This window comes from Sphingomonas sp. Leaf62, assembly GCF_001421915.1.
Lineage (GTDB): Bacteria > Pseudomonadota > Alphaproteobacteria > Sphingomonadales > Sphingomonadaceae > Sphingomonas.
In genome coordinates, this window is record NZ_LMLN01000003.1 from 268 (window position 1) to 15,318 (window position 15,051).

The window sequence follows — 15,051 nt, forward strand, 5'->3', positions numbered from 1 at the left end:
AAGTTCGTCGGTTCTGGGAGAGATAGCAGGAGGGTAGGTAGGGTGGGGTAGCGCAAGAAATGAATTCTTCGAATTCTGTGTCCTGGGCAAGCCCGTCCATTGCGCCCCCCACCCGTAGTATCGTCGTCCTGCTTGCCGACGGCAGTCGCCTCCGCGTCACCTGCCGAGACCTCGCCGCCCAGTTGCGCCAAGAGCGGAGCGCCGCTCTGACGCGCCTGCGGCAGGCGCGCGCCGAGGCTAAGGCCGAGGTCGCCGACCGGATCGCCGAAGCGCGCGTCCGCCGCGAGTTCGAGGCGGGCGAGCGCGAGATGGACGCCGCAATCCGCCGCCTGTCGAAGCAGGTGCGGGTAAGGCCGGAGCCGCGGCGCTCGTCATCCTCCGCGCGGCCGTCCCGACTGACAGCCGTCCGCGCCGGTCATTCGGGCGTTATCGTTACGCGCAATACGACGAGCGCGCTTGCCCGTCGCGACCGGCTCGGCCGCGAGGGCATCATGCTGCGGATACGCTACGTCCGTGCCGGCGGCAGGCATGCCAGTCCGGGCTGCCTGCGTCGGCACTGGCGCTATATCGCCCGCGAAGCTGCGGTGACGCTCGACAGCGACGGCCGCGAGATCGTGCTCAGCAATATCGGCGAGACCATCGATGACGTCGCCGACGCGCTCGGCCTGCAAGAGCAGGTGCTGCGCGAGATGCGCAAGAACGCCAAGCTCGGGTTCCGCATGATCGGCGCTTTCCCCTATGGCATGCCGGTCGATGCCCGCCGCGAGGTTCTGCAACGGCTGGGCGACGAACTGTTCGGTACACGCGATCTGCCGTGGTCGGCCGCGGCGCACGAAGCCGACCCGGACGCCAAGGTCGACAATCCGCATTTCCATCTCGACTATGGCCTGCTGCCGATGGCGCGGCAGGCGGACGGCAGTTTCATCGTGTCCAATGATCTGCGGACCGATCTCGATGGGCAAGAGGGTCTGCGATTCATTCGCCACACCGTCGCGCGGGTGATGACCGAAGTGGCGCAGAAACATGGCCTCGACCGCAGCTTCACCGCGCTTTCCTATCGCGAGCGCGGCATGGGCCGCGACGGCGGCGAGCATGTCGGTCAGGAAGGCACCGCTGCCCATCGCCGCGGCGAGCACGTCGCCACGATCGCGCGCAACGAGGCGAAACAGCGGCGCGCCGAGGCGGAAGACAGGGCGCATCGGGCGCGCGAAAGGCTCGCCGCACTCGAACATCTGAAGCGGGCAATTGCCGCCGTACCCGCGTCGCCGTTTCTGGAAACCGGGCTTGCGGATCTAAGCGATAGAGCAATCCCGGCGCTAGTAGCTGCGCCTGTCGCCGTTGACTACATCGCGTTAAGCGACATTCCAGGCATGACTTTGACACCAAGCATCGTGCCGGTTGAGATCAGGTCGGCCACGACCATCACGGCTTCGCAGCTCGGCGATAGTCCGCCGGCTTTTGCCGTCGTGAGGCAGCCCGCGCCGATTGTCGCGCCATCACCGCCGGCCAACGATATCCCATGGTCGATCCCGTCGGCGACGCCGTCGCCAGTTCTGCCGACCCTGATTACGGCGCCAGTCCCCGCTCCAGCGATGCCATCGACCCCATCGTTCGCTGTAATAGCACCGAGCGTGCCGCCGGGAGATGGCACGATTCCTCTGCTCACTGCCTCGGAAACGACTTCAAGCGCGCCATCGCTGCCAGGTGTGCCGCTCGTCGTCGATGTCCAGCACGATACGGCGCCGAGCTTGCCGTCAAATGTCGCCCCGCTGGCGATCATGCCACAAAACGCTGCGCCATCGTTGAACCAGCCGCGCATCAAGATCGTCGCTGACGTCGTCAACGCGCCGCTGATTGCTGCTTCACCGCCCGTCATGGCCTTCGTCGCTGCGCCGGACGTCGTGGCCGGACCTGCAGGAACGGCTGAGATCGGGGTGGGTGCGCCGATCGCTGTCGCGCCGCCGGCCATCGCTCATACGAATCCTGCGACATCTCACATGACCACGATGGATGTGCCGTGCGCCGAATTACCGTCCGCGCCGTATATCAACGCCCTCCCCGTCCTGGCGCAGGTGGGAAGGCGGGTCGCCGGCGTCGCCGCCATCGGTTTCCCTGATCGGAACGCCTGTCCGTTATCCGCGCATCGCTGAGCCGGTCATCTGGAATATCCGCAAGCGGGCGTTGATCGACGCGGACGATAGGCGGACCCAGCAGCGACTGGTCGAGGTGCTGAAGCGCGAGGAGGCACGACGCAGTGATGCCGATATCGGCGAGAAGGCCCAGCGTAACCGGCAATTGTTTAACGCGGCCGCCTTCGAGGCACTGCGTCTCCATGACGAATGGCCGGACCAAGACGAGCGCGGGTATTTCACCGTGTCCGATGCCGCGTTGAAGGCCAGCGGCCTGTCCCGCGCCGATCTCGATACCCCCGCTGCTCAGACAGTGCTGGAGGCGATCGGGTTCAGCCAGGTCGATCGCCTTGACCCAGTGATCAATGACTGGTCGGGGCAGTCGCCGTTTCGTGTCGAGGACGGCGCGATTCGCCTCGACGACCGCTTCCCCCCGGAATTACGCGACGATGTCGCCCGGTGGAGCGACCACTTGCCATTCCGCGCCCTCGTGAGTCGGGTCTGGCCGGCGTTGCGCGAGGCGGTGGCGCTCGCGCCCGCTGTGCCGACCAGCCCGTCAGTCGCCACGGAAGGCCAGCGCAATCAGCCAGTGGAGGATCTGCTCGCCGCGATCGCTGGGGAACGGCATTACCTCGCGCGAGAACAGGGCGTCCCCATCGTGGAACCACGTCTGCTGGCCCGGTTCGGCCTTTCACCAACCGACGTCGCGGGGGACGATGTGCGCAAGCGCATCGCCGGTCTCGCCGACCGGCAGGCGGCCGAGGTATCGCAGATTGCGATCCACTTGCAGACGTCGCCGCACGATCTCGTCCCGGACGGCGATGGCTGGCGACTCGTCGATGACGCGCCCCCGAGCATCCGCATGCTGGTTGCGGCGTGGCGGAACGACGCGACGATCCAGCAGGCCCTCGGTCGAGCCGTGGCCGCACGACCGGTCGAGGCCCCGGCCCGCAGCGTTGCCGAGCCGGTCGGCACCCAGCCGGGGGCCGCATGGCGCCGCGCCCGGGCGTCGCGCGATCGGGCGATGGCCGCCGGTGATGCGATCGAGCGTCGCGATGGCAACGGCCTGACCCAGCCGGGTCGGCGGATTGCCCGGCCGGGTGCGGAAGAGACGGCACGCGCATCACCCGTCGCGCGCCGCTTCCGCGGCCTGCCTGATTTGGGCCTCGGCGGCTGATCTCAGTCCTGCCTGTTTGACGGCTTCTCGCGTTCGATGGCATCGGTGCGCGCATCGCAGGCGGTCACCCCGCGGCGGCGGTGGTCATACATCACGCCGCGGAACTCGGTGCAGAATGCCTCCAGGCGCTTCTCGCCCTTCTCATCCTCGATCCGGTACCATTGCGCCGAGGGGCAGACGACGCAGAGCGGCATCGGTCGCATCGACTCCAGCAGTGCGCGGGACGCCTCCACGACCGGGCCGATCCAGGCGGCCTGTTCGGCCAGCAATTTTTTGTCAGCTTCCGTCATAGCACGATCCATAGGCGTCCTGTCGTTACGGGTAGATCAACGGTGGACCGATGGTGCTGTTGTCAAACGGTCTTGGCTCCGCATCACGCCGCCGGAGCATCGATGCCGCGACCGCAGGCACGGATCTGCGCGCCAGCCAGATACCCAGGACCAAGCCCGCATATCGATCCCTCTGCGACTCGGTAGCACCAAACGTCAGCAGCATCAGTGAGAAGGGCGTACCCTGTCGTTTCCCGCGGCTGTCGAGAAACCGCACGCGTCCGCGAAGCAGGAAGATGTCGGCGTCCACCGACAGCGTCTCGTGGAAGAGGTGCGAATCGGTCCTGACAGGCACGAGACAAACGACCGTCTGCACATGACCTCGCTGCCATTGATCGTGAGCGCGTCGCAACCAGACGAGCAGTTCGGAAAACGGTGGATTGACGAACGCCAGCCTACCTGCCCAGTTCTCGACCAGCCCGTCCCCATTCTCGCTCAGAAGGATACGCCGTCGTGCGACGACCGGGCTGAGAACATGACCGCAGGGGTCGAGATCGATGTTGCCGAATGCGGCATAGATCGAGGCGAGGAACTCTGGTGGGGTGAAGCGGGCATCTCGATCTTCGCGGTCGCCTTGCCCCCAATATGTCCGCTCGCGCGCGCGCCTGCGTGCCTTGGGGGCGAGCACAGCCAGCAGGCGCAGCAGGCTGGCCACCGAGCCGCCGCCTTGCTCAAGGCTCGCAACTGTCGTCCTCGACAGCCCCGTCTTCGCGGCTAGGCCGTCCAAAGAGATCGAGCGCCTGCGCCGACTGGCGCGCAGTTGTTCGTGCAGGGTCCTGCCCGGCCCCAGCCCGGCGAGCCGGAAATCCAGCACGGCCATCACTGACGTCAGCGTCGACATCGAGCCCACGCCTTTCTCCAGCCGCTTGATCGTCTGCGGATCGACGCCGACTCGTTGCGCCAGAGATACCCGGGACCACCCGGCAGAAAGTCGCGCGGCGCGCAAATCATCGATCAGCATTTGACCCCGTCATAGGTCATATTCTGTCCACAGATATAGTGCTTGTCGACGACGAAGGTCGTGAAGCTGGATCAATCTAACATAGGCAACTACGTCATAGGAGCCGCAAGGACACCTGCCGGTCTTCGCGGACCTCAGCCTGCCGTATTCCCGCGATCGTTGCGGATAATCTCAGGGTCGGGGCGCTGGAGCCGATCTGTGAAATAGTGCAGGCCGACCATGGTGGCGACGAACACGTGGCTCAACCAGAACGTGTACCCCAGCAGGAAGCCGCCGGAGATCCACGAATGCGACCAAGCGGGCGTAAACGTCTTCGCGCCCGGTGCGATCATAATCGCGAAGAAGCCCACCGCGTAGAGTGCGAAGGCCGAGAATGCGAGGTAGCCAAACAGCAGCGACAGGAAACGCTGCCGAGTCAGCGGCACGGTTTGCCCCTTCAGGCGGATCGGCGGTGATCCCGCCAACGGTTGAAGCAAGCCGGGCGTTGATGACGTGGCTACCAGCGTAAGAGCCGAAACGAAAAAACCTCCAAGGATCGCAAACAGGTTCTGCAGGCTAGAAAGGAAGCCGCCCGTTGCGTAAGGCGACGGTATCGAGGGCCAGAAAAGCAGGGCGCTGGTCAGGCCGATGGCACCGACCGCCGGCATCGTTAGATCCCAACGGCGCTTTACCGGGTGCTGGATCGACCAGTACCGGAGCGGAGTGAGAAGCATGGGCGGGCGACGGGACACCAGACCATCCTACACGAACAGAGCCGTGATTGCCTGAACGAACTCGTCATTGAGTTGATGGGTGCATTCCGACATTGCGTGCTCGACTGTGATCAACTCACGGCGTGAAAGGAGGGCGGTGCCGATGTCGGCGAGATCGATATGTGTTTCGGACGTGCCGCTGTCACCGCCAGGCATGCGCCAGTTGACCTTCAGCATCGTATAGCCCTGTTCGCGTCCGATAGCTCGAAGACGTTCAAGTGCTCCAGCCATACCGTCTGCGGCTGGCGTGACCTTCACCTTCAAGGTGCGACGCTGCACACTGAATTCCGGCTGCTCATCGAAGGCCGGGATCTGACCGGTGTCATAAAGCTCGATCATGCTGAGCGTGCCGTTCTCAAGGGCCTGTTGCATCTGACGGGACTGCTGTGGCCAAATCTGTAAAACGGGGCGAACCTGGTTGGGGTTGCCGGTATCGGGATTGACGAAGCGTTCGTCGCGACCCGTCGAGATCGCCTTCAGTTCACTATTAAATAGTAGATTGATCGGCGTTCGACCCATGCCGCGCGCTTCCTCGATCATCATGCGGTGCCGGCCAACATGATCCGGGTCCTCGTCGAGTTCGACGATGCAATGGGCGCTCACGCCGACCACCTCGCCCTCCAGCCGCTCTGCTTCTCGAGCATGACCTTGCCGGAAATGGACAAAGGCCGGGTTGGCACCGCGGCGATCGCCCAAGGTGATCACCATTGCCAATGCGCGACTGCCGTTCGGCAAGTCCAAAAGTCGCGCGTGCGCGATGCGAGCGACACGGTTTTCGTGTTCGTAGATGCGCATGGCCTCACCTGCGGCGGACCGGTGCACAATATCGTCGGCGTAGTCGGAAAGATGTACGCGAGGGCCGTTGCGTGCTCCAGACCGAAGCTCGGCGTGGCAGAACAAGCACCAGCGGTGAAAGGCGTCAACCATGACAGCACGGTGGCGCGCCGCTGAGTTCAACGCAAGCGTTCACCGGCGCTGTAGCTAGAACAGCCGGTTCAGCAACCTCGGTTCGCTTGCCTTCAGGCGGTCGAGCATGGTGTTTACGTAGAACATGTCGGGGTTGGCGACTGCCGGCAGAACGACAACGGCGTAATCCGGTAGCTCGCGATCGAGGGTGAACACAACCAAACCGACACCGTGAATGCTGCACAGCGAGGTCAGTCGGTTCATGTCGTCACTGGTCGTGGTGCGGGGCACGACGATATAGCTCTTATGGCTGAACAGGCGGTAGGCGACCGCCTGGCCGAATGCGACAACGGGCTGCGCGGGCGTCGCCTTGATCTCCGCGGTCACGATCTGCGGTTCGAACTTGAAGATGTCTTGTGCACGGGGGCGAAGGACACCGATTACGTCAGGCGTGCCCCACTTGCCGCCAAGACTGCTGCCGCCGAGCGCTGCACCCACGGTTACCTCGTCATTCTCCTCCAGCCATTCGGCGAAGCTGGCGTAGAAATCCTGTTCGGTCAGTGAGCCTGCGGTGCGCACCGCGACGTCGAAAGCGTTATCGGTCACCTCCAGCGCCACGGCAGGAACATCGGTGTCGACGGCAGCGGCATCACTGTCGGCGAAGCGGGTCAGCTGATAGGTTCCGCGCGCAATCTTCACGATTCCGTCGCCGCGCTGGAACAGATGGTGCGTCGCGCCCCGGATCGAGTTGATCGGCGTCTCCGGGTGGTCGGCGGCGACCGCTTTCAGCACCTCGGCCCAGCGCACCCCGCCGGGGTGGCGTTCGAGCACGGCGCGGGTGGCGTCCTCGATCTGCTTACGATTCAGCTTCGCCATGGTCGTGGCCCCTTGCTCATGCGCCCGCGCTCGTACCGAATGTCTCGTTCAGCATCGCGGGAAGTAAATGGTCGAGATCGGCTCCTCCGCTGTTTGCAGCCGCAGCCGCGACCCTGTCGAAAAGCGGCACGAGGCGATCCTGCACGTCGACCGGCGGCAGTGGGATGGTGATCGCGAGTAGCATCTCCGGCCTTAGCCGCTCGCGACGCGCGCCTTGGCCGCGCGTTGCGGGCGCGAGCTTGGCGTGAAACCAGGGCGTGCGGGAAAGGTGCGCGAAATAGGCCGGGTTGAGCGTGGCCGGATTACACCGGAAGGTTCGGTATTCGGGCGACGCAAACAGGCCCGCGAACTCGTCGCAGCAGACGGCAACGGCACCCTCCCATCCTTTGACTTGGCTAACCACGAACTGGCCGGCTGCAAGGCGGTTGAAGTGGCGATACGTGGTGTCAGCGGCCGTCACGCCGCCTTTGCGGAACAACCCGCCTCCGAAGCCGCGAATACCGACTTGCGGGTAGATGGCGTCTGCGGAAACCGCGACGCGGTCTTCGTCGAGAGTAAGGGCGTTGGCCAACCGGGTCGGCTGCGCCTCGTATGTTTCGTTGGAGCGGATGATGAACGCAGCAAGATCTTTATCGATCTCGCTCCGCAGCTCCTCGACTCGTTCGATCGCCACCGCTGCCGCATCTAGCCGCGCCACGATCTGCCGTTGGTCGGCCAGTGGCGGAAGAGGCAGTCGGATTGATAGAAATCGCTCGGGCTTTACCCTGTTCTTGCCGCTAGTTCCTCGTGACAGAAGCTCGCATTGCGACCAAGCGAGCTTGGTTTTGCTAAACCAGTGAACAAAGCGGGGCTCTACCTTCTTGCCGTCCATCACAAAGGTTGGAAACTCGGACGAGCCGTAAGCGCCTGCCATGTCTTCGCCAGCAACTGCAATGCTGCCGTGACGCGCCCAAATTTTGTTGATGATAAGATCGTAGGGCTCGATCCGATTCAGCTGCTTTGCCTGCGTTTCCGCGCCGGAAACGATCTTATACTGGTAAGCACCTTCGCCCCACCAACGGACGCCGGCGAGACGATAGGTTAGATCTGGCTCAGGCGCTTCTCCGCGGCAATTGAGCTGCGCGATCTCCCCCAACGTTACCATCCGCCATGTCATGCCGCGTCTCGCTCCGCCGCCAGCTCGTGAAGCTCTTCGAGGATCGCCAGCACCTCGCGCTCTTTCTTCAGGGCGGCGGCGACGATCTCCGCAGGTATGCGGTGATCCTCGGCAGCCTTAGCGTTGGGGTTCTTTTGGTCGAGGTTGACCGCGCGGATTATGCCGTCGCCATCGCGCTCTATCAGCGATGAGCCGTTCACCACCCAGGCGCGGGCGTCCTCGCTACGCACTTCCCACCATGCGGTGAGGTCGGCGAGGTCGACGGACTGGAGTGGCGCGGTCTTGCTGTACTTCTTACGCCCCTCGGGCACCGGCTGTTCCCAATAGTGAATGTCGCCGGTCGGGCCGGTGGTGTCGAAGAACAGCAGGTTCGAGGCGATGTCGGTGTATGGTGCGAATACGCCTTCGGGCAGGCGGACGATGGTGTGGAGATTGAACCGCTCCAGCAGGTCCGCCTTGATTCGCGCGGCGACACCATCGCCGAACAGCACGCCGTGTGGCACGACCACTGCGGCGCGGCCCTTACCCTTACGCTTCAGTTTGCGCATGATGAGCTGGAGAAACAGCAGGGCTGTCTCCGCCGTGCGGCGATCGTCGGGGAAGTTGGAGAGAATGCCCGCCTCCTCCTCGCCACCGAAAGGCGGGTTGGACAAGATCACCTCCACCCGTTCCCGTTCGCCGATATCGGCGAGGCGGTGGCGCAGCGCGTTCCCAGGATCGATGTCGGGGGCCTCCAGCCCGTGGAGCAACAGATTCATCTGCACCAGCAGATAAGGCAGCGGTTTGGCCTCGACACCGATCAACGATCCAGCCTGAAGCTGCTGCTGCTTTTCCACGCCGTCGGCCTGACGCGCCATGTGCGCGTACGACTCGGTCAGAAAGCCGCCGGTGCCACAAGCGGGATCCAGCACCTTCTCGCCGATCTGCGGGTCGATCCTCTCCACCATGAAGCGGACGACCGGCCGCGGCGTGTAGAACTCGCCGCTGTCGCCGGCGGCGTCGCGCATCTCGCGCAGCAGCGTTTCGTAAAGCCGGCCGAGCGTGTGCATTTCGTTCGAGCTGTCGAAATGGATTCGATCGACGAGGTTGATGACCTCGCGCAGGATATAGCCGTCGATCATGCGGTTCTGAATGCCGCGGAAGACCGTGGCGATTACGTCGCGACGGTCGCGCCCGCCGTTCCGTCCGCGAAGGCCGCGCAGATAGGCGAATAGGCCTGGGCCCTTCGTGCCGTCGGGCCGGACCGGCTCGTCTGCGTTAATGAAGGACAGTAGGTCAGGGCCAGTGATCCCCGCCTTGTCGGCCGCCCAGTCGCGCCAGCGGTACGGCGCCTCGATGGCGGCGTGGAAAGACTCGCCCGCCAGCTCCGCTTCATCCTCATGCACGCGCTCCAGATCGTCGAGGAACTTAAGAAACAAGATCCAGGTGAGCACGGGCAGCCGATCAAGGTCGCCGTTCAGCCCCTTGTCCTTGCGCATGATCTTACGAGCTGATTTCACGATCGAATCGAGGCGTTGCACGGTAGTCTGCGGGGCAGCTGTTTTCTTCGGCGGGCGCGCCATGATGTTCCTTCAGTGTCGGGTCAGGCCGCGTAGAGCGCGGCGGTAAGTTCGGCGACGGCCTCGCGCATGGGCTGCGGACCACCGAAACGGCGGGCGATCTCGCTGGGGTTGCCGTAATCCGAGACAGGCTGGACCTTCAGTGCCTGCGGGAGCGCTAACTCATCCGCGCCGCCGCTGGCATAGCGGTCGAGCAGCGCATCCAAGATTGCACGGGCATCGTCACCGTAGCGATCAAAGATACCCGCGTCACGCAGGCGGCGAGCACGCTCAGCACGGGTTGTCAGCGGCGCGTTCCAGGCGAGGTGGCAGAGCAGGTCGAATGGATCATCGTCCGGGCGACCGGCTTCCGCGGCGAGTGCGTGCAGGTCGATCCCGCGCTCGGCGAGCGCATCAATCACCGCGCCGCGCTTGTCGGGGATCGCCCACTCGGCGCGGAACGCCGCCGGAGTGGCGAACAGGGTCCGCACCTTCTCGCCGGTCCAATCGGTCAGCTTTCGGACGGTCAGCCGCTTACCGTCGCTGTCGAGATCGTAAACGAGATGGGCGACCACCTCAACCTCGCCGCCATCGACGTAGAACTTGCGCGGCAGGCCGTCGGCGTCATCGTCTGGCGGCAGCACCGTGGTTGTCGGCTCGTCGGGCTCATCCGTCTCGGCATCATCATGCTCGTCCACCTCGGTCGATATGACCTCGCCAGTATCATCGATTTCGGTCGTGATCTCTGCCGCTGGCTCGCCGTCGAACGCCGGATCGGCGAACTTCTCTGTCGCCGTTCCCGTATAGTCGAGAATGGAAAACCACAGCTTGCCATAGTCCTCGCGCAGCCTCGTGCCGCGACCGATGATCTGCTTGAACTCAGCCATCGAGCCAACGACACGGGCTAGCACCACGTTCTTGCAGGTCGGTGCGTCGACGCCAGTGGTGAGCAGCTGCGACGTCGTAAGGATTACCGGGGTTTCCGCCTCCAGATCCTGGAAACGGCTCAGCATCCCCTTGCCAATATCGCCTTCGTCGGACGTGACGCGGGCGACATAATTCGGGTGCTTCGCGACTATGTCGGCATTCAGCCGCACCAGCGCGGCGCGCATTTCGCTGGCATGATCCTGATCGACGCAGAACACGATCGTCTTGGCGTAGCGATCGGTGTTCTTGAGGAAGTCGGTCAGGTGGCGGGCGATTGCCTCGGTGCGGGCGCGTAGGGCAACGGTTCGCTCGAAATCGCGGGTCTGATACTCTTCATCGGGCACCTCGCGTCCGTAGCGATCTAGCTCGCCTGCACTCGGCCGCCAGCCGACCGCGTCCATATCCGTGACGATGCGGTGGACGCGGTACGGCGCAAGGAACCCGTCGGCAATGCCCTGCGCAAGGCTGTAAGTATAGAGAGCATCACCGAAATAGGCGTAGGTGTCGCGGCTTTCCTCGCGCAGTGGCGTTGCGGTCATGCCGAGCTGATAGGCCGGCTCGAACCAGTCGAGGATTTCGCGCCATGAACTGTCCGCCCGCGCGCTGCCGCGGTGACATTCGTCGATAACGATCAGGTCGAAGAAGTCGCGTGCGAACTCGCGATAGAGGCCGGGACGGCGCTCGTCCGCCGCGATCGCCTGATAGGTCGAAAAATAGACGTCGCGGCCGTGGCTGATCGATGAAGCGCCCAGCTTCCACCGCGCGTCCCCAAAGGGCGTGAAGGTCTTGTCCTTCGGATCGTCGACTAGGATGTTGCGGTCGGCGAGGAACAAGATCTTCGGTCGGCGATGGTCGCCACGCTTGTTCCACCCCGCCGACCACAGCCGCCAGCAGATCTGGAACGCGACCGCGGTCTTGCCGGCGCCGGTACACAGGTTGAGGAGGATGCGATGCTTGCCGCCGTGGATCGCCTCCAGCGACCGGTTGACCGCGATCTCTTGATAATAGCGAAGCGGCCGGTCTGCGTCCGGGAAGCCGGGTTCGAGGACGCGCTCGGCGGCAGGCTCAGGCAGGTCGAGCCGGTCGCGCAGTCGCGCCCACAACTCGTCCGGCGTGGGGAAGTCGGCACGAACAGCCTCGGTTCCCGCGGCCATGTCTATTTCGATGATCTCGTGGCCGTTGCTGGCGTAAGCGAAGCGTAAACCCAGCACCTCGGCATAGTCGCGCGCCTGCTGCACACCGTCCTGCGCGGAACGATAACCGGCCTTCGCCTCGATAACGGCGATGGGGTAATCGGGCCGGTAGCGCAGGATGTAATCAGCGCGCTTCCTTTGGCCACGGCGTGGCTGGCCACCAACGAACATTACGCGACCATCGGTGAAAGTGCGCTGTTCCTGGATCGCGCACGGCGCGTCGTCCCACCCGGCAGCTTGCAGGCGGGGGACGATCAGCTTGCGACAGGTATCCGCTTCGGTGGCCATAACTTAACCGCTGTTGTGCCGCCAGAAGAACAACGTGGCAACCGCTCCCTTGCTGAGTGGGCTTCGCATGTGGGTTCGATGGAAAAGCCAAGGGCTGCTAGCCGCGGCGCCGATGCGCACATAATCTTGTCCGGGGGCCGTTTCCGTGACCGAAGATGCAGAGGGGAAAACCCTCCTCGCTGCCGCTCGGTCTTCAAGGAGACCAACGATGCACGAGATCCGCCACTTGGCGGCCAACGCCCTGATGACCGGGCAGGCCGACAACCCAGACATCCGCATCCTGCGCCGCGTATCGTCGCTCGACGCCCTTCCGCTGGCGCCCCGTGGGAACGGGCCATTCCGTAAAATTGCCGTTCTGGACACTGAAACCACGGGGACCGACGCGCTGATGGATGAGATCATCGACGTTGCGGTCGTGACGCTGGAAGTGGATGCCGCCGGCGAGATCGCCGGCATCCTGAGCGCCGGGCAGGCGCTGCGCGATCCAGGCGTGGCGATCCCGCCGCACATCACCCGGTTGACCGGCATCACCGATGCCGACGTGCGCGGCAAGACAATCGACCTCGATCGCCTCGAGCGGCGGCTGGCTTGCGCAGACGTGCTGGTCGCCCATAACTGTGCATTCGACGCGGCGTTCATCGAGAACCTGCTGCCCGGTCTAGCGGGCGCGGCCTGGGCTTGCTCAGCCAACGACTTCGACTGGCTGGATGCTGGGTTCGATGGTCGAAAGCTCGGCCATTTGCTGATGCAGATCGACCGATTCAACGGTGCGCATCGGGCGATGGCGGATGTGGTCAGCCTGATCCATCTACTAGCGCACAGGCTGCCGCACGGCGGCACCGTCATCGGCGATTTGCTCGCCAACGCCGAGCGACCCACCGTTCGGTTCGAGGCGACCGGTGCTCCATTTGATCGCCGCGGCGAGCTTAAGGCCCGCGGCTATCGTTGGGATGCGCGCAATCGCGTCTGGTGGATCGAAATCGCAAAGGACGAATGCGTCGAAGAAGAGCGCTGGTTCCGCCAAGACATCGCGCCGCACGGCCCGCTGCCGCGGATGACGCCGATCACCTGGCATCAGCGCCATCGCTGAGTCCCCACCGGCACGCCTCGGCGTGCCGGCTTCTTTCAGAACGAAATGAAGTGAGCACCCCGGGAAAGGGAAAATGCTCCGGCCATGACGGCCGTCACATGAGGAAACGAACACCATGCAACAGACCGGCACCATACCCCTGCATCACCAGAACTTCATGCTCGCCGTCCGCCGCGAGATGGGCTGGCCGACATTCCGGCCGGCGAACGACTGCATCGCCTTCTGCTCGGGACGAACAATGGACTTGGCGGTCAGCTCGGAAATGGCTCGCATCGCACAGACGCTGCGCAAGGATGCGGTCTACACCGGCTGGGCGAACACCCGTGTCGCCCTGCCGACCAGCTTCGCCATTGTCTATCGCGAGCTGCTGACCGTCGATATCGTCGATCGCGTCGTGCCTTATGCTGCCAACGACGACGCTCCGCTCGTTTTCCTCAGCACCCGGGCGGACGAATACTTCGCGGTGGATTGCCGGGGAGCGCTGGTGCGTGTGCGCGGCAAGCCGAAGGCGATCGGCGCTGGCCGCAAGCTGGCGTTGAAGCGCATCCGCGCCACCGCCGCGACTTTGGGAGACGAGCTGCTCGAGAACAACCGCTTCGTGCCCACCGGCGCCGAGTGGAGCGAGCCGGAAGTGTCGTTCGAAACCATCGTTCGCTTCGGCTGATGCCCCGCGGACCCCGCCTCGGCGGGGTCCACTTATCCATCAGCATCGTGATCGGGGAATATCCCTGAGGAGAAAAATCATGAAGATCGACAACCCGTTCGAACCGCGCCGTCCGCGTGCCTATGTCGTGCTCGATATCGAGAGCGCGGTCACCGACGAGACGGGACACCGTCGCTATCAGGCGATGGAGCGCTACGTCCCCAGCAACAACGATCAGCCGAGCCGGCGTGGCTACAAACGCCACGAGGATCCACTGACCACCCCGCGCTGGCCGTTCCAGACGATCGTCGCCGCCGCCGCGATGGTGCTGGTTGAGCACCCGGACGGCAACATCGACGTGTCGCGGTTTGTCACACTAAGCCAGCCGGACCACGACGAGCGCGCCATAGTTGCAGGCATCCTCCGAGTGCTGGCTGATGCGCCGGACGGGGCCGAACTCGTGTCTTGGGCCGGCATGCTCCACGACGTGCCGCTGCTGACTCTCGGCGCGATGCGGCATGGGCTGACCCTGCCAAAGGGATGGGGCTGGCTCGGTTTTGGCGGTAACGACCCCGTGCGCCACATCGACTTCGCCAGGACAACCACCGGCGGGTTTAAGATGAAGCCGGTCCACATGGCGGAGGTGCTCGCTAGCCTCGACATCCCGGCCAAGATCAGCGTGCCGGCCTTCGCAGTCGCGCGTCTGATCTACGCCCAGCAGTGGGATGCGGTGCAGGAAGCGTGCGAAGGGGACGTTATCAGCACCGCGTTACTACTTGCCCGTTGGCGACAGCTCCACGATCCGCGGGTTGGCGCCGACGCGGTTACCGATCGCATCTTACGCCGAGCGATCGAGATGCGCAGCGGGCGCGGCTACATCGCCGAGTTGGAGACGCGGCGAACACGGCTGTTCGCCAAACAATGCGCCGCGGCAGCGAAAGACGCGCAAACGTTGGCACCATGGCTGCATCAGGACGCGGCGTAAGCGAATTAAGGGACACCGGAAGTGCCATCGGTGTCCCCATCGCCCTGTTACAGTCGCTTGATGACGGTGTATCTAGGCGGCCTCACTAGCTGTGAGTAGCA

Annotated in this window: 13 protein-coding genes; 5 read left to right on the plus strand and 8 right to left on the minus strand. The window is 64.2% G+C overall.

The features are described 5' to 3' along the window. The first annotated feature begins 59 nt into the window (after positions 1-59). Positions 60-2,150 (plus strand): hypothetical protein, encoded by a 2,091-nt coding sequence (locus ASE91_RS02320; protein ID WP_156357615.1) that lies wholly within the window; start codon positions 60-62, stop codon positions 2,148-2,150. 31 nt (positions 2,151-2,181) lie between these two features. Beyond that, positions 2,182-3,306: a hypothetical protein gene (locus ASE91_RS02325; RefSeq protein WP_056622317.1), complete on the plus strand. Its 1,125-nt coding sequence runs from the start codon at positions 2,182-2,184 to the stop codon at positions 3,304-3,306. A gap of 2 nt (positions 3,307-3,308) precedes the next feature. Here ASE91_RS02325 and ASE91_RS02330 read toward each other — a convergent pair whose 3' ends face one another. From ASE91_RS02330 to hsdR, 8 genes are all read right to left on the minus strand, one after another. Further along, a complete protein-coding gene (locus ASE91_RS02330; protein WP_056622319.1) occupies positions 3,309-3,596 on the minus strand; it encodes a hypothetical protein in 288 nt (95 codons plus the stop codon). A gap of 25 nt (positions 3,597-3,621) precedes the next feature. Next, positions 3,622-4,596, minus strand: coding sequence for a DNA N-6-adenine-methyltransferase (locus ASE91_RS02335; RefSeq protein ID WP_056622321.1), 975 nt, complete (start codon positions 4,594-4,596; stop codon positions 3,622-3,624). 134 nt (positions 4,597-4,730) lie between these two features. Then, complete coding sequence (locus ASE91_RS02340; RefSeq protein ID WP_156357616.1) at positions 4,731-5,243, minus strand: hypothetical protein; 513 nt, start codon at positions 5,241-5,243, stop codon at positions 4,731-4,733. A 93-nt stretch (positions 5,244-5,336) separates the two neighbouring features. Next, positions 5,337-6,275, minus strand: coding sequence for a hypothetical protein (locus ASE91_RS19100; RefSeq protein ID WP_156357617.1), 939 nt, complete (start codon positions 6,273-6,275; stop codon positions 5,337-5,339). A 54-nt stretch (positions 6,276-6,329) separates the two neighbouring features. After that, the gene (locus ASE91_RS02355; RefSeq protein WP_056622329.1) at positions 6,330-7,130 is read right to left on the minus strand and encodes a hypothetical protein; all 801 of its coding nucleotides are present in this window, start codon (positions 7,128-7,130) and stop codon (positions 6,330-6,332) included. Between the two features lie 16 nt (positions 7,131-7,146). Then, entirely contained in the window at positions 7,147-8,286 is a 1,140-nt protein-coding gene (locus ASE91_RS02360; RefSeq protein ID WP_056622330.1) for a restriction endonuclease subunit S, read from the minus strand. Continuing rightward, on the minus strand, positions 8,283-9,848 hold the full coding sequence (locus ASE91_RS02365) for a class I SAM-dependent DNA methyltransferase (protein WP_056622332.1): 1,566 nt from the start codon (positions 9,846-9,848) through the stop codon (positions 8,283-8,285). The genes ASE91_RS02360 and ASE91_RS02365 overlap by 4 nt, the downstream gene beginning before the upstream one ends. A gap of 20 nt (positions 9,849-9,868) precedes the next feature. Then, the gene (gene hsdR, locus ASE91_RS02370; RefSeq protein WP_056622335.1) at positions 9,869-12,232 is read right to left on the minus strand and encodes an EcoAI/FtnUII family type I restriction enzme subunit R; all 2,364 of its coding nucleotides are present in this window, start codon (positions 12,230-12,232) and stop codon (positions 9,869-9,871) included. Between the two features lie 208 nt (positions 12,233-12,440). Between hsdR and ASE91_RS02375 the strand changes: the two genes are divergently transcribed. The 3 genes from ASE91_RS02375 to ASE91_RS02385 all read left to right on the plus strand — a co-directional run bounded on the left by ASE91_RS02375 (position 12,441) and on the right by ASE91_RS02385 (position 14,950). Beyond that, positions 12,441-13,322 carry a 3'-5' exonuclease gene (locus tag ASE91_RS02375; RefSeq protein WP_056622337.1) on the plus strand — a complete coding sequence of 294 codons (882 nt, stop codon included), beginning with the start codon at positions 12,441-12,443 and terminating at the stop codon, positions 13,320-13,322. 115 nt (positions 13,323-13,437) lie between these two features. Continuing rightward, the gene (locus ASE91_RS02380) at positions 13,438-13,986 is read left to right on the plus strand and encodes a hypothetical protein (protein WP_056622339.1); all 549 of its coding nucleotides are present in this window, start codon (positions 13,438-13,440) and stop codon (positions 13,984-13,986) included. A 79-nt stretch (positions 13,987-14,065) separates the two neighbouring features. Beyond that, on the plus strand, positions 14,066-14,950 hold the full coding sequence (locus tag ASE91_RS02385; protein WP_056622342.1) for a hypothetical protein: 885 nt from the start codon (positions 14,066-14,068) through the stop codon (positions 14,948-14,950). Positions 14,951-15,051 lie beyond the last annotated feature (101 nt).